The following is an 18,770-nucleotide window of genomic DNA, read 5'->3' as shown; positions in this document are numbered from 1 at the left end:
TTTCGAGACCTGTAAATAAATTCCTTCCTTCTGACAAAGGAAGTCATTTGCTGACAATTTCCTTGTTCAACGGACAGAAAAAACCTCTCCGCTTCTGGAAGCAGGAGAGGTTTATCCTTCAGGAATAGGGGAATTGTGTACGGTAGTTGCTGAATTGCTGGAATTTCTGGCTGATTTTATCAGGTTGTGCCGCTTCGAGTTTGTACCATCCTTTCTGATGCATCAGATTGAACAGTTCGCGGCTGGCTTTTTGGACATCCGACAAACACTGCATCTGTAATTGAAACAATCCTTCATGGCTTGCTTCATGGCAGGCTGTGTTGTAACCGTATGCCAAATATTTTTCCGTGGCCAGGATATCATTGATCCGGTCCCGGTCATTCAACTCCGGACCTTTCACTTGCGGCAATCCGGTTGACTGCTGAGGTCCCATGTTTTGTTGGGGTGTGGATTGCATTAATCATTCCCTCCCTTATTGTGTGACCGACGGATTTCCGGCGCCGGGCGCTCCGGTCGGTTCTGTGGCTTGTTGTAATTGATTCAAAAGCATTTCGTAGTGATTTTGATGCATTTGGCCAACTTGGTGAAGCAGTTGGCGAACTTGTTCATCCTGGCACTCTTGGGCGAAGTGATTACATTTTTTCATCGCCAGAAGTTCCCAGGACATTTCATCGCTCAAGTACGAAAGATCTTTGGTGGAGATCTGCATCACACGGATCCTCCTTTACAGGAAATTTACTATTAATCTTTGTTGGATCGTTTTCATTTATTCTTGAACAGGCTTCCCTTATAATTTTTGTTTGAAGGATACATTTATCGCGGTTGGAAACCGGCAGAAAGAGGGGAAAAATCATGGTTTACGATGTGGATGTGGAGCGGATTGAAAAACAGTTGGAACATTTGGAGCAATGCGCCATCGTGTTGGAACGGTTGGGAGAAGGGCCTTCAAACACAGAAGACCGCTTTGCGTTGGAGCGGGCTTTGCACTTGGCCGTGGAATGCATGATTGATGTGGGAACGGCCATGATTGACGGGTTCATCATGCGGGATCCCGGAGGATATCTGGACATTGTCGACATTTTGTTGGATGAAAAAGTGATTGATTCAAAAGTGGGCAACCGGGTAAAGGAACATGTCCATTTGCGGGACCGCTTGGTCCGGTATTATACTGAGGTCGACTTGGACGAGCTGAAGCCGTTTCTCAAAGACAGCGGCCTTTACCGTGAGTTCCGCGTGCAAGTACAGGATTATCTGAAAAGAGAATTATAAAGAAACCATATGGCGGGGAGGGGGTGGAAGCAATGAATGAAACCGGATCGACACGAATGCAGATCATGACGATGCTCAAGACCGAAGGAGGCTTGACCGTCAGCGAAATCGCCGAGCGGTTGGGGGTTACGGAAATGGCGGTCCGCCGGCACATGAACCAATTGGAGCGGGATCAATTGATTGTGCCACAACTGCTTCGAAAGTCCATGGGGAGACCGAGCAACCAATACTTTCTCACGGAACGTTCCGAGCAGTACTTTCCAAAAATGTATGCCGGGTTTGCGATGGAGATCCTGAAGGATTTGGAAGAGAATTACGGAGAGGAGATGATCCAATCCGTCTTCAAAAACCGGGAGAAGCGCCTCCTGAAAGAACACTTGTCTGATTTTCAAGGAAAAAGCCTGGACGAAAAGGTGAGACGGCTGGCTGAACTTCAGGACGAAAAAGGATACATGGTGAAATGGGAAAAAGAAGGGGAAGGGGTTTACCGGTTTGTTGAATGCAATTGTCCCATTTCACAAGTGGCCAGTGTTTACAATCAGGCATGCCAATGTGAAATGAATTGGTTTTGCAAGCTGTTGGATGCCAAGGTGGAACAGAAAGAATGCAAAGCGATGGGCGGACAAAATTGTGTCTATGTGATTCGTGAGCGGAAGGAATGAAAACAGGGAAACTTTCAAAACGGCACGAGGGTTGGCGTGTCGTTTTCTTTTTCGAAGTTTCTGGTACTTGTGATACAATTTACAAGGAGAATAGTTCCTTTTAAACAAGCAGGAGGGAAATCCATGCCGCAATGGTATGAAGAAAGTTTTGGAGAAGACTATCTCATCGTATATAAACACCGGAATCAGCAGGATGCATCCAAGGAGGTAGAACAAGCCGCCAAATGGCTGGATTTGAACCGGGATGATTTGATTTTGGATCTGTGCTGCGGAATGGGCCGCCACAGTATATCGCTGAAAAAAATGGGTTATCAAGTGGCCGGTCTTGATTTGTCTGAGGTTTTGTTGAAAAAGGCCTTGGAACAATCGGCAGGCCTGGCGATTCCGTTTATCCGGGCGGATATGCGGATGCTGCCTTTTGTTGACGGGTCTTTTGACGTGGTGCTCAATTTGTTCACCTCGTTCGGGTATTTTAAAGAAGAAGCGGACAATGAGCGGGTTTTGTCGGAAATTGCCAGGGTGTTGAAACCGGGTGGCCGCTTTTTGATTGATTTTTTAAACCGGGCATCGGTGGAGAAAAACCTGGTTCCGGAAAGCCGGCGGCAGGTCGACGGACGATGGATCAAGGAAAAACGGTGGATTGAAGGCGATTTTGTCTGCAAGTCGATCGAATTGAGCGATGAACGTGGAAAACGCACCTATCAGGAACGGGTCAAAATGTACGATTATGAACAATTGATCTCCATGTTGGAAAAATACTCTTTAAAACATAAGCAAGTCTATTCGGATTTTGACGGGGAACCTTATTCTCCTGAAGGAAAAAGAATGATTGTGACAGGTTGTGTGAAAAAATGAATCAATACAAAGGATACTTAATCGATCTGGATGGAACCTTGTACCGCGGTGACCAAGTGATACCAGGAGCCTTGGAATTTGTGAAACGGCTTGATGAGGATCAAATTCCTTATCTTTTTTTGACCAATAATTCGACGCGTTCGCCGGAACAGGTGGCTGAAAAGTTGCACCGCTTTGGTTTTCCGGCAGAAGCGGAGCAGGTTTATACCTCATCGTTGGCCTGTGCCCGCTATCTGGAGGAAAAAGAGGATGTGAAGTCAGTTTATATTGTCGGGGAAGAAGGGCTTCACCAAGCGATCACACAAGCCGGGTTTGTGGTGACCGACGACCATCCCGATGCAGTGGTGGTGGGATTGGATCGCGATTTCACCTACGAAAAAATGAAAAAAGCTTTTTTGGGCATCCAGGCCGGAGCCGAATTGATCGGGACCAATGCGGATCGGGCTTTGCCCACTGAAGAAGGTTTTTGGCCGGGATCCGGGTCGCTGGCAATGGGCATCGCCGCGGCGGCGGGGGTGGAACCTCGTTTTATCGGAAAACCGGAACCGGTGATCATGCGTTACGCCCTTGAAAAACTGGGTTGTCGGAAAGACGAAGTGCTTGTGGTCGGCGATAATTTGCAAACCGATATTTTGGCAGGAGTCCGCGGCGGGATGGATACGCTTTTGGTTTACACGGGAATCACGACCCCGGAAATGGCAAAACGTTCGGAGATTCAGGCTACTTATGCGGTGGATCGCTTGACAAGCTGGATGAAATGAAGAGAGAGGAGACAACCTCATGAAACAGTGGGAGGACATCATCGAAGTACCGCTTCCTTTGCCGTTTGCTTTAAAGATCATTAACGCTTATTTGATCAAAGGAAAGACGGGATACACCATTGTGGACACCGGCCTTCATGACGAAGCGGATTTGGCCCGGTGGGAGCAGGCACAAAAAGAAGGGAACTGGTCTTGGGCGGATGTGGAAAAGATTGTCCTGACCCATTATCATCCGGATCATTACGGTTTGGCCGGACTGTTGCAACAAAAAACGAAAGCTCCGGTGTATATGTCCAAAACCGACTTTGAACAGGCACAGCTTTTCTTTTCCCGGGAAAGCAACATGCCGGGGCAGTTGGCTGATTTTTACGCGAAACACGGGCTGACGCCGGAACGGACCGCGCAAATTCCCGGCCATATGCAAAGTTTTTACCCATGGGTGGAGCCTCACCCCGAACCGGAATTTATTGAGGCCGGGGAAACGATTCGACTGGGGGACCGTGAATATGTCATCTTCCATACCCCCGGCCATGCGGACGGTCATCTGAGTTTCTATGATCCCGAACGCGAATTTCTCATCGGCGGGGATTTCTTGTTGCCGAAGATTACTCCCAATATCAGTTTATGGCCGGCTTGCCACCCGAATCCCTTGCAAGTTTATCTGCAAACTCTGGGAAAAATGAAAAGCTTGCCGGTGAAACGGGTGTTTCCGGCCCACGGATCATCGTTTACCCATTACCGGGAGCGGATTGACGCATTGATCGACCATCATGAAAAACGGTTGGCTTCCATCAAGAACAAGCTGAAAACATATGGGCGTTGCACCGCGTATGATCTGTGCAGGGATTTGTTCGGGACCAACTTGAACATTCACAATTTGCGGTTTGCCTTGGCAGAAACATTGGCTCATTTGGAATACTTGAAAATCAACGGAGAGATTTGCCGCGAGTGGTTCGAAGACCAATACCGTTATTTTGTGAAATGAGAAAAAAGGCACGGAGCGATGGGAGAACACCCCTTGCTCCATGCCTTTTCCGTTACAGACCAAAGCTGCGGCTGTGTGCGATTCTTGCGGATGCGGAAGCGGCAATGGCCCCCACGAGATCGTCCAAAAAGGTGTGCGTTTGTTTGCTGTCATGATTGTTTAACCGGGCAAGCACACCGGGTTTGATCCGGTCGATGTAACCGTAATTGGTCAGTCCGATGCTCCCGTAAACGTTTAAAATGGCAACGGATAAAATTTCGTCGATTCCGTATAATCCTTCATCATTGTTGATGATACTCAGTAAAGGTTCTTCAATCTGTTTTTTTTCAGCGAGCATATCCAGTTGAATGCCAGTCATCACTGCATTTTGGACTTCTCTTTTGGTGAGGACGTGACGGACGCTTTCAAGACATTTCTCCATGGTCAAATCCGGGATATAGTCCTTCTGCAGGAAAAAAGTGAGTTCTGCAATCTCTTCAAGGCGGACGCCCCGTTTTTGAATCCAATCCAGTGTGGCTTGGTAACATTTTTCATCAGCAACCGGTGAAAATGCTTCTTGATCCATGCTATCTCTCCTTTCGGGAGCTCGTGAACATTATTTTTTCCGTAACCGATCGAAATATGAGTTTGATAAAGGAAGGAGTCCCTTCAGGAATGAGTCACAAGAAAGTGGCATTGATAACAGGAGGATCCGGTGGTTTGGGAAAAATGGCCGCCGTGGTTTTGAGTCAGGACCAATGGTCTTTAATGGTGAATTGCCGGCGCCGGAGAAAAGAAGTGGATGAATGGGCGGATCAACTGGCCCGCCAAGGGACGGAGATCGAAATCAGTGTCGGAGATCTCCGCTGTCGGGAAACGGCCCGTCAGGTAGTTTTAGAGACCATGGAACGGTACGGGCGGATTGACGCTTTGATTCATGCGGTCGGCCCGTTTATTCGGGAACGAAAATGGTTTATTGAACATACACCCGCCGAGATCGAGGAAATGGTGGAAGGGAATTTGTTAAGTGCCATGTGGATGGCGCATTCAGTGATCCCGGTGATGCGCAGGCAAAAGTGGGGAAGGATTTTGTTTTTTGGATTTGGCAGGGCGATGGAGGCCCCGGCCTGGCCGGACCGCTCGGTATATGCCGCGGCGAAAACCGGATTGGTTTCCTTTGCCAAAACCTTGGCGGTGGAAGAAGCGCCGTACGGAATCACGGTCAACATGATTTGTCCGGGGGATATCGTCAAGGAACGGAAAGAAATGTGGATCGATGAGGTCAAAGCACTGGATGACGGGGAAACGCCGCGTGGACGGCCCGGTTCGGGGGAGGATGTGACCCGGTTGATTCAATTTTTGCTTGAAGACAAATCCGATTTTGTGACGGGAAACATCCTGCAAGTGACGGGCGGGTTGGATGTCATTCATCCGACTTCCAAGCGCGAAGCGTGACAGGGAACCATCCCTTGCCTCCGCACATATCATGGTGGATGAGAGGTGAGGGATCAATGCCTGTATTGAAAAACAAAGAGGAGTGGGCCTTCTTAACCGGGGAAGAACGGCTGGATGACTGGATCCGCTATCATTACGGACTTGACTTGGTATCGGTGGAACCGGTCGGAGGCGTGTTAAAGCTGGAAACCGACCAAGGTTTTTTTGTATTGAAACGGGTTCGGATGAGGGAAAAAGACCGCTGGCAGCAGATTGCCCGACTGGCTGATTTCTTGTCGATGGAGAAAGGGCTGTCGTTTAGAATGCCAAATCCGGTCCGGACGAAACGAAAAAAAATTTTTTTTGATGGTTACCGGTATCCGTATGTTCTCCTCCCGTGGCTGGAAGGAGAGACTCCGCAACTGAACAAGGCGGAGGAGTGGCGGCAACTATCCAGGGGAATGGCTTCTTTTCATTTGGCAACCGCCGGGTTTGAAAACCGGAAAATGCCCGATCCGTGGAACCGGATTGGGAAATGGGGCGATTGGTGGTTGCAAGTGTATAAAGAAATGGAAATTTTCCATTTGGCGGCCCGATGGACAGCGGTTCCCACGGAACTGGATGAAATCTGGCGGAAAGTTTCCCATTATTCGCTGGGCTTGATGAAAAATTTGTTAAAATATTCGGTGAAAACGGGGCTTGACCGGTTATGCCTGGAAACGGAAAAGTTCGGGAACATCAGCCATGGACGCTGGCACAGGCGAAATCTGTTAATCCAGCCGGATGGGGCTTTTGCGCTCATTGATTGGAATGAAATGGTTGCCGACGTTCGTGCGGCTGATCTCGCTGACTGGTTAATGTATGCCTATGGACGAACCCAAAGCCCGGAAGTGATCAAAATTATCCTGAGCGGTTATCAGGAGGCATCGGAATTGACCGACGCCGATTATGCTTTGATTTATGCCCGGTTGCTTTTTCCCGGACAATTGGTCCGCCATCTGCGGAATGTCTATCTGAATGAAAAAAAACCGGGGGATTTTACCGTCCGGTTGGTGCATCAGGCCATTCAAACCGAACAAAAAAAGGCGAATTTGCTGAAGTGCTATGCACAACTTGCGCGTGACCATTTTCACGCATCTTTTCCGGAAATTGATTGGATTCATAAAAAAGAGGATCCGGTGCCGGAAGGAGGGGATCATTACCGGGAAAATGACAACGATTGGGAAGAGGATTCATTTTCCAATGATCCATATTCCTAGGAGAAAAACAGGCATTCAAGTCAAAAACGGGTCATCCATTGGACTGGATTCCAATGATGACCCGTTTTGGCAGTCAGCTTTGTTTTTGAACCGGACGTTTGAAAAAAGCGAGCAAACGATTTCCGTGGGGAACAACAGACACCAGTTCCCAGCCGTTTCTTCCCCAGGAGGCGAGGGCATGGTCCAGGTAGGATACTTACACTTCCCCGCGCCCGGCATTCAGGTAATCGCCGAGGCCGGTTTCCACACTGTATTCCCACCCGTCGTTTTTTTGCTCTTGCCAAACCCCGCGGTATTTTTGGTTCAGGCGGACCGAAGCGTTGCAGATGGCATTCTGGATCGCTTCTCTTTCTGTTTCCTCCAGACTGAACACATCCGGAGCATGAGGAACGTTAAATCGGACATGGGAGTGGAACACCCGGAGGACCAAGGTTCCCAATGGGGTTCCGTTTTGATCCTTCACCACACACCACATGCATCTTTCCCGCTCTTCCGGCGGACCCCAGTGTTCGATGGAGTTGGGGAGAATAAAGCCTGGTTTGGTGACAAAGCCAGCCTCCGAGAGTTCACGAAACACGGGGTTTAACACCTTGCCCAGATACAATCCGTACACCTGTTCCCCGATTTCATAAAATTTCCGGTTCCATTCTTCGCGATATTCTTTCAAAATCACTTCCCATTGTTCTTGGATCACGTGATTAAAATATTTGGCGATCCCCTGGATGGTGATCGCTTGATCCGGTTTGAAAAATTCGTTCCAAGTCTTCTTTTGGATCATCCTTCCCCTCGGATAAGAAAGAACAACCGGGCTTTCAAACCCCGGTGATCTTTCCGTTTAAACCACTCAACGATTTTCTTGCGGCGACGAATTGTTTTGTGGCATTGTAACCTGTTCCAATGCTTTTATTCAAATCATAGATTTTCATTTCAAATTCATCAAGATGGATGTTTTTGTTTCTTTGCGCCGGGTTGCAGGGTGGAGGCCAGAAAGTCAGCGAGGTGCATGACTTTGATTTGTTTTTGCAATCCGGCCCTTTTCACTCCCAACGCCATTTGCAGAAAACATCCCGGATTGCTGGTGATCAACAGATCTGCCTGCGTGTTTTTAACATGATTCATTTTTTCGTCCAACAAACGGTTGGCCATTTCCGTCTGCAATAAATTGTAGATGCCGGCAGATCCGCAACACCGGTTGGCTTCTTTCAATTCAACAAACGTGGTGTTTTTGACTTGCTTTAACAACGTTCTCGGCGCAAAAACCCGCATGCCGTTGATTAAATGGCATGAATCCTGATAAGTGATCCGTTGGTGCCGGTCGGCGGAGAAGGTGATCAAACCGGAGTCCGCTTGTTCCAGAATCAGTTCGCTGATATCTTTCACTTTGCGCTGAAATTCGAGGGCTTGTTCACGCCAATTTGGTTCTTCTTTGAAAAGCTCGGCATATTCGGCAAGCATGGCCCCGCATCCGCCTGCATTGGAGCAAATGAAATCCACCTTTGCACCGGCAAAAGCCTGGATGTTTTGTTTGGCCAGCCGGATGGCTTGCTCCCGGTCCCCGGCATGGGCATGCAATGCGCCGCAACAATTTTGACCACCAGGAACTACGACTTCATAGCCCGCCGACGTCAACAGCCGGATGGTGTTTCGATGGGTCCGGTTGAAGAGGACATCCATGACGCAACCTAGAAACAGACCGACCCGTCCGGATTTTTTGCCGGAAGAAGGATATACCCGGGTTCCCGGGGAAAATGCGGGGGATTCCACGTCCGGCAGGATCCGTTCCATTTCCCGGACCGGCTCCGGCAACAGGCGATAAAGAGGCACCTTGTTGATCCATTTGGGCATGCCGGACCGCTGATACAGACGGAGCAGGGAACCCAACGCTTTTAAGCGGCGGGGATGTGAAATCACATCCCGCAACAAAATTTGTTGCAGGATGTGGCTTTTTTTGCTGCCCGGCCGTTCTTGATGGATGGCCGCGCGTGTTTGTTCCAACAGTTGCCCGTAGGGAACCCCGGCGGGGCAGGCCGGCTCGCAGGCACGGCAACCCAAACAAAGGTCGATTTGGTTGATGAAGTTTTGGTCCGGCTTGATTTGACCGTCATAAACCGCTTTCATCAAGGCGATTCTTCCCCGGGGAGTGGCTCCCTCAAACCCGGTTTCCCGGTAAGTGGGGCAAGCCGGGAGACAAAAGCCGCAACGCATGCATTGGGTCAGTTGGTCTTCATCCAACGTGTTTTGCAACTGTTTGGCAAGCGATTCGTTCCATTTGTCCATGATCACTCCTCCTCGGATGGCAGCAAAATTTTCCCCGGATTCAGGAGATGATGAGGGTCAAATGCCTCTTTGATGCGTTTTAATAACTCCATGCCCGCTTTTCCCCACTGTTTTTCCATATAAGGGGCTTTGGCTATTCCGACACCGTGTTCCCCGGTGATGGTGCCACCCAGTTTTAAAGCCGTTTCAAAAATTTCGTCAAATGCTTTTTTAACCCGCCCGATTTCTTCTTTGTTGCGGGCATCTGTCATGCATGTCGGGTGCAGGTTGCCGTCTCCTGCATGGCCGAACGTACAAATGCGTATATTGTATTTTTTCGATATCTCGGTAATTTTGCGAACCATTTCCGGAATCGAAGCGCGCGGAACCGTGGCATCCTCCAAAATGGTGGTGGGGGTGGAACGGGCCAGGGCGGAAAGGGCTGTCCGGCGTGCTTCCAACAGCGATTCCCTTTCTTTTTGTGTACGGGCGATTTCAATCTTGGTGGCTTGAAGCCGTCGGCAGATTTCAGCCATTTGCTCCAGATCTCGTTCCACCACTTCCGGCGGGCCGTCTTGTTCCAAAATTAACATGGCTTTTTGATCCGTCGGCAGCCCGATGTTGGTGAAGGCTTCCACCACTTCCATCGTGCCCTGATCCATAAATTCCAAAGTGCAAGGAATGATCCGGGAGGAAATGATGTTGGAAACGGCTTCCGCAGCCAGATCAAGCTCAGGGAAATAGGCGACCATGGTTTGTTGGAAAGCCGGTTGGGGAAGTAATTTCAACGTTGCCTCGGTGATGATGGCAAGGGTTCCTTCGGAGCCGACCATAAGCTTGGTGACATCATAGCCGGAAACATCTTTGGCCAGTTTTCCTCCCGTCCGGATGACTTCCCCGTTGGCGAGCACGGCTTCAAGGCCGAGCACGTAATCTTTGGTGGTTCCGTATTTTAATCCTCTCAATCCGCCGGCGCCCTGGGCAATGTTGCCGCCGATGGTGGAAATGGACATGCTTCCGGGATCCGGCGGATAGAAAAGCGAGTGGGCTGAAACAGCTTCATGCAAGTCCCGGGTGATCACGCCGGGCTGCACCGTGGCCGTTAAGTTTTGGGTGTCGATTTCCAGGATGTTGTTCATTCGGTTGAAAACCATGACAATACCGCCATTGACCGGTACGGCGGAAGCGCTGAGATTGGTTCCGGAACCGCGGGAAATTACGGGGATTTGGTATCGGTTTGCCACTTTCATGACGGCTTGGACTTCTTCTGTGCTTTGCGGATAAACAACGGCATGAGGAAAGGCTTGAAACAGCGGTGTGGCGTCATAGGAATGGGTGAGACGGGCTTCCTGATCCGTCCGGCAGTATGGTTGCCCCACAATTTTTTCAAGCTCACGGATGATTTGAGGATCCAATGACATCTTTTCACTTCCCATCCATACTAAATGAAAAGGCTGTAGCAGAAGATTTATCTTTATGCTACCACAATCTTTGTTTTGCTTGTATCCACCTCCATTGTTGTGATAATATAAAATATTTAATAAATTTAATTTTTCTAAAAACAACGACATGGATAAATGCCGTTTTTTCAGAGAGGATAGGAATGGGCAGTGAATTGGCAGTTGATGTAACAGCAATAATTTTATTTTTCGATAAAAAACATTTAATATATTTTGGTTTCCATGTTATTATGAACTAGGTCATGTCAATTTACTTAATTTGTCAAAATGATACACATCAAAGGCGGTGAAAAAAGTGTCAAAAAACAAACAAAAGTTTGTCCCTTATATTCCAGCGTCCAAGTCATTGCCGGAATTAACGGTTGTCGCAATGATTCTCGGAATTTTGCTGGCCATTGTTTTTGGTGCGGCCAACGCTTATTTGGGGCTGAAAATCGGATTGACCGTTTCTGCTTCCATTCCTGCAGCTGTGATTTCAATGGCTATTTTGCGCGGGTTGTTCCGCAGAAAATCCATTTTGGAAAATAATATTGTGCAAACAATGACCACGGCCGGGGAAGCTGTGGCGGCCGGTGCGATTTTTACCCTGCCGGCTCTTTACTTGTGGGATTTGAGTCCAAGCCAGGCCATGATTGCTTTTATCGTTGTGACCGGTGGATTGCTCGGTGTTTTGATGATGGTTCCTTTGCGCCGTTTGTTGATTGTCAACGAGCATGAAGTGCTGCCGTATCCGGAAGGAACTGCATGTGCAGAGGTTTTAAAATCAGGCGAAACCGGTGGAACCAATGCCAAGCTGATTTTGTCCGGGTTTATTGTCGGCGGCTTGTTCAAAGCATTGGGAGACGGTTTAAGATGGTTTAAAACTTCGGTGGAAACACAAATCATTGGCTATAAAAATGCAGTGCTCGGCATGAGTACCATGCCCGCCTTGCTTGGGGTGGGATATATCATTGGTCCGCGCATCGCGGGACAAATGATTGCCGGAGGGCTTCTGGCTTCCGTCGTTTTCATTCCGATGATCTCCTTTTTTACACAAGGAAGTCCTGCGGTCTTTTTCCCGTCGGAAGATCCAGTGGGAGGAATGGATGCTTCCGCGATCTATTCCAGTTACATCACATATATCGGGGCTGGTGCGGTGGCCATGGGCGGTTTGATCACGTTGGTGAAAACCTTGCCCATATTGTTCACTTCCGTACGTGATACGCTGCAAGGTTTGTTGAAGCAAGATCACAATGCGGCCTTGCAAATCGAAAGAACCGACAAGGATCTGCCGATGCATTATATTTTGGGCGGTTCGATTTTGCTGATATTGATCATTGCTTTTGTGCCGGTGACGAAAGTCGGAATCATCGGTGCGATTTGCATCGCCTTGTTTGGGTTCTTGTTTGTGGCGGTTGCTTCCCGGATCGTCGGGATTGTCGGAAGTTCATCCATGCCTGTGTCCGGCATGACCATTGCCACCTTGCTGATCACCACCTTAATTTTTAAGGCGATTGGCTTTACCGGTCAAACGGGGATGATTGTCTCACTGACCTCCGCAGCCATCGTTTGTGTGGCCATTGCCGTCGCGGGGGATATTTCCCAAGACTTAAAAACGGGTTATCTGGTGGGAGCAACTCCGTGGAAACAACAAATTGCCATGATGGTCGGGGTGCTGGCCAGCGGTTTGTTGATCGGATACGTTTTGTACCTCTTTGATCAGGCGTATGAAATCGGAAGCGAAGCATTGCCGGCTCCCAAAGCCATGTTAATGAAGATCATTGTTGAGGGGCTGATGCAAGGAAACTTGCCTTGGGAACTCATCATAATGGGGGCGGCGCTGGCGATTACGATTGAATTTTTGGGGATCAATTCCTTGACGGTGGCTGTCGGATTTTATCTGCCGATTTCCATCAGTGCGCCGATCATGGTCGGAGGTATTGTCCGCTGGCTTACGACCCGGTTCAGCAAAACCGAAGCTGAAAAACAAGGGCGCGAAGAAGCAGGAACGCTCTTTGCTTCCGGTTTGATTGCCGGGGAAGCGTTGCTCAGCGTTGTCGTTGCCTTGCTCATCGTGCCGGGAATCATCGATCCGGAAGCTCCGTTTAAAGTGGAAAGCCAGCTCTTGCCATTGCTTCTTTTCCTTGCATTGGTCGGCTTGTTGGGATTTGTCGCTGTGAAATTTGCCAATAAAAATGTAAAAGGATCTTCTTCTTCTGCCAAATGATGAAGAAGAAAAGAGAAAATCTGCTGGAATTAATCCCGTGTTTAAAGCCGCATCTTTCTTTGCAGCCGGCAAGGGAAGACAAAGAGCTGGTTTTTGTGGTGATCCCCCGGACCAGCTGGATTGAACGCTTTTCCATCCGTTTTTTGAAACAGCCGGAAGCCATCAAGGTGAAACTGGATGAACTGGGAAGCTTTGTGATCCGGCTGTGTGACGGGCGCCATACCGTGGATGAAATACAGAAAAAACTGGAATCGGAATTCGGGGAAAAGGCAGAGCCGGTTTTGCCCAGGCTTGCGACGTTTTTGCAAATGATGGAAGAAAACGGATGGATCCGTTTGGAAAAATCAGGCGAAAAAAAAGGCTGTTGATTTTCAACAGCCTTTTTTATTTGGGAGTGAGAAAAGATTACTGAAAGAACAGGAACAGAAGCGACGCCAAAATGAAGATGATTCCAACGTTCAAACAAATGAATTGCAGGTTTTGGAGGAAAGCCCTCCGTTCCGCTTTGGACAAAGGGGAATCATCTTCGGCTTCATCCTCCCGCCTCTGTCCGGGGAGTTTGTTGAATTTTTTAAAAGTGCGCAAAAAGACGGAAAAGAAACCGCCTTGGACGACAAAAATGCTGGCGGCAAGGATCAAAAAGAGCAATCCGGCCAAAAAGGATTGATCGATAAAGGCAAGCGCATTCCCTTTGGAAATGAAGCCGAGAAACAAAAACACGACCATCGTGATGAGAATGGTTGCCCAAGCACGTTTATTTCGCATCTTCATGGCGTTCCTCCGTTTACGGTCTGAAATGGAAATATGGTTTATTTTGGACAATATCCATATAATCTTTTCTAAAGCTAGCAATTCATTTATAATGTTACAAGTTAACCCGGTCCAGATCACGATCTGAAGGGGAATTGTCAGAAAAGAAAGTATCCAAGGTTCGACTGCAGGGAGGGGGAGTCATGCTCAAGACAGGGAAAGTGTTGTTGGCAATCGCAGCCTCTTTCAGTTTAGTACTGAGCGGGTGCGGTTTTCAAGCAAACAGTGGTTCCAACATGAAATTAAGTGACGAGCAGGTGTTGAGGATTGCCGAAGAAGGCGGCATCACGACACTGGACACGGTCAAGGCCAATGATGCGATCACGTTTAATGTCCTGAATAATGTGAATGAAGGCTTGATGCGATTGGGAAGGGAAAAACAACCGGAATACGGGATTGCGTATGAATATGAACTCAGCCCGGACAAAACCAAGTATACCTTCAAACTGCGGGAAGACGCCAAATGGAGTGACGGCGAACCCGTGACGGCGCAAGATTTCGAGTATGCATGGAAACGGGTGCTCAATCCTCAAACTGATTCCGGATATGCCTATGTCTTTTTCCCGATTAAAAATGCCAAACAGTATAACCAGGGGCAAGTGGATGCGTCTGCTGTCGGAATCAAGGCGGTGGATGATCACACCTTGGAAGTGCAATTGGAAAAGCCGACATTGAACTTTATTCAGCGTACGACCATGATCGCTTTCATGCCGCAACGTAAAGATGTGGTTGAAAAGTTTGGGGGTAAATACGGAACATCCGCGGAAGAAACCATTTATAACGGACCATTTAAAGTCGCCAGTTGGACACCGCAAAAAGTGTTGTTGAAAAAAAATGAAAATTACTGGGATAAAAACGGAGTAAAGCTGGAAACCGTTGAAATCAACGTGGTGAAGGATTTGGCAACGGGAATCAATCTATACAACTCCGGGGAAATTGACACCGCCACGCTGAACCAGGCGTTTGTGGATGCCTTTAAAAATACAGAAGAATACGTGGAAGCGGAAAGGGCAAGAAACTATTATATTCTGTTCAATCATGACGATCCTTTTTTTAAAAATGAAAAAATCAGGAAGGCAATCAATCTGGCGATCGACCGGGGGACCATTGCCAACGATATCATGAAAGGCGGATCCAAACCGGCAGATGCTTTGATTCCGTCATCGATCAGCGGGGTGGGCGGCAAAAACTTCCGTGAACTTTCAGGATCCTACGTCAAAACCGATGTTGCCCGTGCCCAAGCCTTGTTTCAGGAAGGTTTAACGGAATTGGGAATGTCCGAACCGCCCAAGGATATCGTGATGGTCAGTTATGACGCAACCCCGCTGAGGGATGTGGCGATCAACATCAAAGAGCAATTGCGGAAAAAGCTGAATTTGGAGATCAAGCTGGATTCCCCGACTTGGAAAACCCATGTCAACAAAGTGAAAAACAGAAACTTTGACATGGCCATGCTGGGTTGGGTGGCGGACTACAATGATCCGTTCAACTTCTTTGAAATTTGGGAGTCGGATAATGAAATGAACTTCTCCCATTACAATAACCCCAAATTTGACCAGTTGATGGATCAGGCAAGGCAAACTTCCGACCCGAAAGCGCAGTTTGAGTTGTTAAAACAGGCCGAAGCGTTGCTTACCGGCGTGGATGATCAGGGGAGTGCCGGTTTTGTGCCGTTAATTTACTACTCTAAAGCGTTTGTGCAAAAGTCTTATGTCAAAGACCTGTACCGCCATCCGTTTGGTCCGGAATACAGTTTGAAATGGGCATATATTGTGGAGAAAAATGAAGAATGATAAAAAAGCTCAAGCCTCGGCCGAAAGGGGCTTGAGCTTTTTTGTGCAGCTTGTTATCAAAGGCGGATGAAAAAGGGTATTCCTTTATTGTAGACTTTTATTTAATACAACAAAAGATAAACCCCCTTTACAAATCAATGAAATATGAGTTAAATATAAATAACGCCTAAAATTTGATAAAATTAGAATAAAAAATTGTTAGAAATTTGAGTTGACTCTTTGTTCGATTTTCTTGGTGAACCGCTCATCTTGCCTTAAAATAACAGATGAATTATTTATTTTCAGATTATTAGGCGGAGGGAACAACCAGTCTTTTTCCATTCAGGGTTTATGACCATTTTTTGGTCTAAACTATATACTTTATTTTAAAAAAAGGGGGCAGACGTTTTGAGGCGGAGAATCAAATTGTTTTCTTTGCTGTCACTGGTTTTGGCGTCAGCGATGGTGTTGACGGCTTGCTTTGGGGGAGGGACCGAGACCAAAAACAGTCAGGTATTGAACTTGGCAGAAATGTCCGAGCCGCCAAACCTGGACAGTGCCAAAACGACAGATGTGGTGTCTTTCATGATCTTGGGAAACACCATGGAAGGGCTATATCGTTTGGATAAAGACAGCAAACCGGTTCTCGGGATGGCAGCCAAAGAGCCGGAAGTGAGCGAGGACAATTTAAAATGGACTTTTACTTTGCGTGATGCCAAATGGAGTGATGGAAAGCCGGTGACGGCCCATGACTTCGAATATGCATGGAAGCGGGCGCTGGATCCCAAAACAGCATCCGAATATGCGTACATCCTTTACCCCTTGAAAGGAGCTGAAGCTTACAATACCGGGAATGGTTCAGCCGACGATGTGGGAGTAAAGGCTTTGGATGACAAAACATTGGAAGTGGTTTTGGAGCGCCCGATTCCCTACTTCAAAGACCTCTTGTGCTTTGCGACTTTCTTGCCGCAACGAAAAGACATTGTAGAACAGTATGGAGATAAATATTCCTTGGAAGCCAACACATTGGTTTACAACGGTCCGTTCGTTCTTTCCGAATGGAAACACAACCAAAGCTTCCAAATGAAGAAGAACCCCGGGTATTGGGACAGCGGGGTTGTCAAATTGGAAGAAATCAACTGGCAAATTGTAAAGGATAACTCGACACAAGTCAACCTTTATAACACCGAAAAATTGGATTTTGCCTATTTAAATTCCGAGTTTATCGACGCATTTAAAGACGATCCGAACACTTTTTCGATTTATGACGGTTCCAGTTGGTACCTGGAAATGAACCAAACCAAAGATTTCTTTAAAAACAAAAAAATCAGGCAAGCAATCAATTTGGCGATCGATAAAAACACGTATGTCAACAATATCCTGAAAAACGGATCGATTCCGGCAGGAGGATTGGTTCCGCCGTTTATCAAAGCCAGCGGCGTGGATGACAACAAAAAATACCGCGATTTGGTGAAAATGGATCCGCAGTTTGATCCGAACAAAGCCAAACAGTTATGGCAAGAAGGATTGAAAGAATTGGGCTTGTCCCAAGCGCCGGCCATTGAATTGCTTGGAGATGACACCGCTTCTGCAAAACAAAGTATGGAATTTATCCAAGAGCAACTGCGCGTCAACTTGGGGGCTAATGTCCAAATTACCTCGGTGCCGTTTAAAGAGCGTCTGGAAAGAGGGAAAAACCAACGGTTCGATCTGTTGATTTCCGGTTGGGGACCCGATTACAACGACCCGATGACTTTCCTCGATCTCTTTACCAGCGACAACTCCTTCAACCGCGGAAAGTACAGCAATCCGGAATATGATGAGCTTGTTAAAAAATCGAAAGAAAACGGGGACTTTAAACAACGTTTTGAAGACTTGAAAAAGGCTGAGCAAATCCTGATTGAGGATGCAGGAATTGCACCGCTTTACTACCGTACGAAAATTGCGGTGAAAAGACCGTTTATCAAAGATTGGTACTGGAGCGCGATTGGTCCGGAATACACGTTGAAATGGGCATCAGTGGATACCGGAAAATAAGATCCGAGTTTTGCCGGGAGAAGGTATATGTCAACGGTTTGGCATATACCTTCATCCATGCTCAATCAGGAAGGAAAGGAAGTGAAGCGGTTTGCTGCGATATATTTTAAGCCGGTTGGGGTATATGGTGCTTACGCTTTGGATTATTGTCACGGCCACTTTCTTTTTGATGCACTCTTTGCCGGGAACCCCGTTGAAAAATGAAGAAAAACTGCCTCCCTTGATCCGGGAACAGATCATGGAAACCTATGGTTTGAATGACCCGTTGCCGGTGCAGTATGTGAACTTTATGAAACGGCTGGTGCAGGGGGACTTTGGAAAATCTTTATCGCACGACGGACGTTCTGTCACCGAAATGCTGTTGGAAGGATTTGAAGCGTCTGCTTTTATCGGGGGACAGGCATTGGTTTTCGGGGTTTTGGTCGGACTCTTGCTCGGAGTGGGTGCGGCGCTCCGGCGCGGAGGCTGGCTGGATAATGTGGCCACAGTGATTGCCGTCGGGGGAATATCGATCCCCAGCTTTGTGATGGCGGCTCTTTTATCTTATTGGGTCGGCGTGAAATGGCAAATTCTGCCGGCGGCGTTGTGGGGGTCTTATGAACATACCATATTGCCGTCGTTGGCTCTTTCATTCACCGTTATTGCACAGATGTCCCGTTATGTGAGAACCGAAATGGTGGAAGTGATGGATCAGGATTATATGAAAACGGCCAAAGCCAAAGGCTTGGGAAGACAGGCCATCGTTTTCCGCCATGCTTTGCGAAATGCCCTCATCCCTGCGATTACCGTGTTGGGTCCTTTGGCGGTAAATATTATTACCGGTTCGCTGGTTGTGGAAACTATCTTTGCTGTACCCGGAATCGGGTTATTCTTTGTTGAGTCAATCCAGGTCAATGATTACACCTTGATTATGGGGGTTACCATTTTTTACTCCATTTTGATTCTTGCCACCATCTTTCTCGTGGATATTTTGTATGGAGTCATCGATCCCCGGATTCGACTAACGGGTGCAAAGGAGTGAATCA

General features: G+C 47.8%; 19 protein-coding genes. 12 read left to right on the top strand and 7 right to left on the bottom strand.

Annotated elements, in window-relative coordinates:
- Nucleotides 1-118: 118 nt before the first annotated feature.
- Together FA954_RS12180 and FA954_RS12175 are read right to left on the bottom strand one after the other, a co-directional pair.
- Complete coding sequence (locus FA954_RS12180) at nucleotides 119-457, bottom strand: spore coat protein (protein ID WP_049719657.1); 339 nt, start codon at nucleotides 455-457, stop codon at nucleotides 119-121.
- Between the two features lie 15 nt (nucleotides 458-472).
- On the bottom strand, nucleotides 473-709 hold the full coding sequence (locus FA954_RS12175) for a spore coat protein (RefSeq protein ID WP_037994133.1): 237 nt from the start codon (nucleotides 707-709) through the stop codon (nucleotides 473-475).
- 143 nt (nucleotides 710-852) lie between these two features.
- Here FA954_RS12175 and FA954_RS12170 point away from each other — a divergent pair, with 143 nt between their 5' ends.
- The 5 genes from FA954_RS12170 (at nucleotide 853) to FA954_RS12150 (ending at nucleotide 4,532) form a co-directional block, all read left to right on the top strand.
- Nucleotides 853-1,269, top strand: a complete 417-nt coding sequence (locus tag FA954_RS12170) for a DUF86 domain-containing protein (protein WP_037994135.1) — start codon at nucleotides 853-855, stop codon at nucleotides 1,267-1,269.
- A gap of 32 nt (nucleotides 1,270-1,301) precedes the next feature.
- Nucleotides 1,302-1,931, top strand: a complete 630-nt coding sequence (locus FA954_RS12165) for a helix-turn-helix transcriptional regulator (protein ID WP_049719659.1) — start codon at nucleotides 1,302-1,304, stop codon at nucleotides 1,929-1,931.
- 123 nt (nucleotides 1,932-2,054) lie between these two features.
- The gene (locus FA954_RS12160; RefSeq protein ID WP_062842822.1) at nucleotides 2,055-2,786 is read left to right on the top strand and encodes a class I SAM-dependent methyltransferase; all 732 of its coding nucleotides are present in this window, start codon (nucleotides 2,055-2,057) and stop codon (nucleotides 2,784-2,786) included.
- Entirely contained in the window at nucleotides 2,783-3,547 is a 765-nt protein-coding gene (locus FA954_RS12155; protein ID WP_049719661.1) for a TIGR01457 family HAD-type hydrolase, read from the top strand. The genes FA954_RS12160 and FA954_RS12155 overlap by 4 nt, the downstream gene beginning before the upstream one ends.
- Nucleotides 3,548-3,566: 19 nt before the next feature.
- Nucleotides 3,567-4,532 (top strand): MBL fold metallo-hydrolase, encoded by a 966-nt coding sequence (locus tag FA954_RS12150; RefSeq protein WP_049719662.1) that lies wholly within the window; start codon nucleotides 3,567-3,569, stop codon nucleotides 4,530-4,532.
- Nucleotides 4,533-4,584: 52 nt separating this feature from the next.
- On the opposite strand, the gene FA954_RS12145 is transcribed toward FA954_RS12150, so the two are convergent.
- Entirely contained in the window at nucleotides 4,585-5,097 is a 513-nt protein-coding gene (locus FA954_RS12145; RefSeq protein ID WP_037994138.1) for a phosphatidylglycerophosphatase A family protein, read from the bottom strand.
- Nucleotides 5,098-5,186: 89 nt separating this feature from the next.
- Here FA954_RS12145 and FA954_RS12140 point away from each other — a divergent pair, with 89 nt between their 5' ends.
- Nucleotides 5,187-5,966, top strand: a complete 780-nt coding sequence (locus tag FA954_RS12140) for an SDR family oxidoreductase (RefSeq protein ID WP_037994140.1) — start codon at nucleotides 5,187-5,189, stop codon at nucleotides 5,964-5,966.
- Between the two features lie 56 nt (nucleotides 5,967-6,022).
- Nucleotides 6,023-7,204, top strand: a complete 1,182-nt coding sequence (locus FA954_RS12135; RefSeq protein ID WP_062842823.1) for a phosphotransferase — start codon at nucleotides 6,023-6,025, stop codon at nucleotides 7,202-7,204.
- Nucleotides 7,205-7,400: 196 nt separating this feature from the next.
- On the opposite strand, the gene FA954_RS12130 is transcribed toward FA954_RS12135, so the two are convergent.
- The 3 genes from FA954_RS12130 to FA954_RS12120 all read right to left on the bottom strand — a co-directional run bounded on the left by FA954_RS12130 (nucleotide 7,401) and on the right by FA954_RS12120 (nucleotide 10,881).
- Complete coding sequence (locus tag FA954_RS12130; protein ID WP_052186655.1) at nucleotides 7,401-7,982, bottom strand: DUF6022 family protein; 582 nt, start codon at nucleotides 7,980-7,982, stop codon at nucleotides 7,401-7,403.
- A gap of 158 nt (nucleotides 7,983-8,140) precedes the next feature.
- On the bottom strand, nucleotides 8,141-9,481 hold the full coding sequence (locus tag FA954_RS12125; RefSeq protein ID WP_037994146.1) for a (Fe-S)-binding protein: 1,341 nt from the start codon (nucleotides 9,479-9,481) through the stop codon (nucleotides 8,141-8,143).
- Nucleotides 9,482-9,483: 2 nt separating this feature from the next.
- Nucleotides 9,484-10,881, bottom strand: coding sequence for an FAD-binding oxidoreductase (locus tag FA954_RS12120; protein WP_037994148.1), 1,398 nt, complete (start codon nucleotides 10,879-10,881; stop codon nucleotides 9,484-9,486).
- A gap of 325 nt (nucleotides 10,882-11,206) precedes the next feature.
- On the opposite strand from FA954_RS12120, the gene FA954_RS12115 reads away from it, so the two are divergent.
- A complete protein-coding gene (locus FA954_RS12115; protein WP_428843392.1) occupies nucleotides 11,207-13,126 on the top strand; it encodes an OPT family oligopeptide transporter in 1,920 nt (639 codons plus the stop codon).
- Nucleotides 13,126-13,494, top strand: a complete 369-nt coding sequence (locus tag FA954_RS12110) for a PqqD family protein (RefSeq protein ID WP_231564576.1) — start codon at nucleotides 13,126-13,128, stop codon at nucleotides 13,492-13,494. The genes FA954_RS12115 and FA954_RS12110 overlap by 1 nt, the downstream gene beginning before the upstream one ends.
- Nucleotides 13,495-13,531: 37 nt before the next feature.
- Here FA954_RS12110 and FA954_RS12105 read toward each other — a convergent pair whose 3' ends face one another.
- Entirely contained in the window at nucleotides 13,532-13,897 is a 366-nt protein-coding gene (locus tag FA954_RS12105; protein ID WP_037994154.1) for a DUF3899 domain-containing protein, read from the bottom strand.
- A gap of 182 nt (nucleotides 13,898-14,079) precedes the next feature.
- Here FA954_RS12105 and FA954_RS12100 point away from each other — a divergent pair, with 182 nt between their 5' ends.
- The 3 genes from FA954_RS12100 (at nucleotide 14,080) to FA954_RS12090 (ending at nucleotide 18,766) form a co-directional block, all read left to right on the top strand.
- A complete protein-coding gene (locus tag FA954_RS12100; protein WP_037994156.1) occupies nucleotides 14,080-15,729 on the top strand; it encodes a peptide ABC transporter substrate-binding protein in 1,650 nt (549 codons plus the stop codon).
- A 387-nt stretch (nucleotides 15,730-16,116) separates the two neighbouring features.
- On the top strand, nucleotides 16,117-17,745 hold the full coding sequence (locus FA954_RS12095) for a peptide ABC transporter substrate-binding protein (RefSeq protein WP_037994158.1): 1,629 nt from the start codon (nucleotides 16,117-16,119) through the stop codon (nucleotides 17,743-17,745).
- Between the two features lie 91 nt (nucleotides 17,746-17,836).
- Entirely contained in the window at nucleotides 17,837-18,766 is a 930-nt protein-coding gene (locus FA954_RS12090; protein WP_037994161.1) for an ABC transporter permease, read from the top strand.
- Nucleotides 18,767-18,770: the final 4 nt, after the last annotated feature.

It is taken from the genome of Thermoactinomyces vulgaris, from assembly GCF_005886755.1.
Lineage (GTDB): Bacteria > Bacillota > Bacilli > Thermoactinomycetales > Thermoactinomycetaceae > Thermoactinomyces > Thermoactinomyces vulgaris.
The sequence above is the reverse complement of the archived record's forward strand: the minus strand, read 5'-3'. Positions and strand labels throughout refer to the sequence as shown.

Bases quoted from the DNA above. Each gene is read 5' to 3' on its own strand.
- FA954_RS12135 (WP_062842823.1), top strand. From the start codon at position 6,023: ATGCCTGTATTGAAAAACAAAGAGGAGTGGGCCTTCTTAACCGGGGAA.
- FA954_RS12100 (WP_037994156.1), top strand. From the start codon at position 14,080: ATGCTCAAGACAGGGAAAGTGTTGTTGGCAATCGCAGCCTCTTTCAGT.
- FA954_RS12175 (WP_037994133.1), bottom strand. From the start codon at position 709: ATGCAGATCTCCACCAAAGATCTTTCGTACTTGAGCGATGAAATGTCC.
- FA954_RS12155 (WP_049719661.1), top strand. From the start codon at position 2,783: ATGAATCAATACAAAGGATACTTAATCGATCTGGATGGAACCTTGTAC.
- FA954_RS12145 (WP_037994138.1), bottom strand. From the start codon at position 5,097: ATGGATCAAGAAGCATTTTCACCGGTTGCTGATGAAAAATGTTACCAA.
- FA954_RS12140 (WP_037994140.1), top strand. From the start codon at position 5,187: ATGAGTCACAAGAAAGTGGCATTGATAACAGGAGGATCCGGTGGTTTG.
- FA954_RS12165 (WP_049719659.1), top strand. From the start codon at position 1,302: ATGAATGAAACCGGATCGACACGAATGCAGATCATGACGATGCTCAAG.
- FA954_RS12125 (WP_037994146.1), bottom strand. From the start codon at position 9,481: ATGGACAAATGGAACGAATCGCTTGCCAAACAGTTGCAAAACACGTTG.
- FA954_RS12130 (WP_052186655.1), bottom strand. From the start codon at position 7,982: ATGATCCAAAAGAAGACTTGGAACGAATTTTTCAAACCGGATCAAGCG.
- FA954_RS12180 (WP_049719657.1), bottom strand. From the start codon at position 457: ATGCAATCCACACCCCAACAAAACATGGGACCTCAGCAGTCAACCGGA.
- FA954_RS12170 (WP_037994135.1), top strand. From the start codon at position 853: ATGGTTTACGATGTGGATGTGGAGCGGATTGAAAAACAGTTGGAACAT.
- FA954_RS12110 (WP_231564576.1), top strand. From the start codon at position 13,126: ATGAAGAAGAAAAGAGAAAATCTGCTGGAATTAATCCCGTGTTTAAAG.
- FA954_RS12160 (WP_062842822.1), top strand. From the start codon at position 2,055: ATGCCGCAATGGTATGAAGAAAGTTTTGGAGAAGACTATCTCATCGTA.
- FA954_RS12120 (WP_037994148.1), bottom strand. From the start codon at position 10,881: ATGTCATTGGATCCTCAAATCATCCGTGAGCTTGAAAAAATTGTGGGG.
- FA954_RS12150 (WP_049719662.1), top strand. From the start codon at position 3,567: ATGAAACAGTGGGAGGACATCATCGAAGTACCGCTTCCTTTGCCGTTT.
- FA954_RS12105 (WP_037994154.1), bottom strand. From the start codon at position 13,897: ATGAAGATGCGAAATAAACGTGCTTGGGCAACCATTCTCATCACGATG.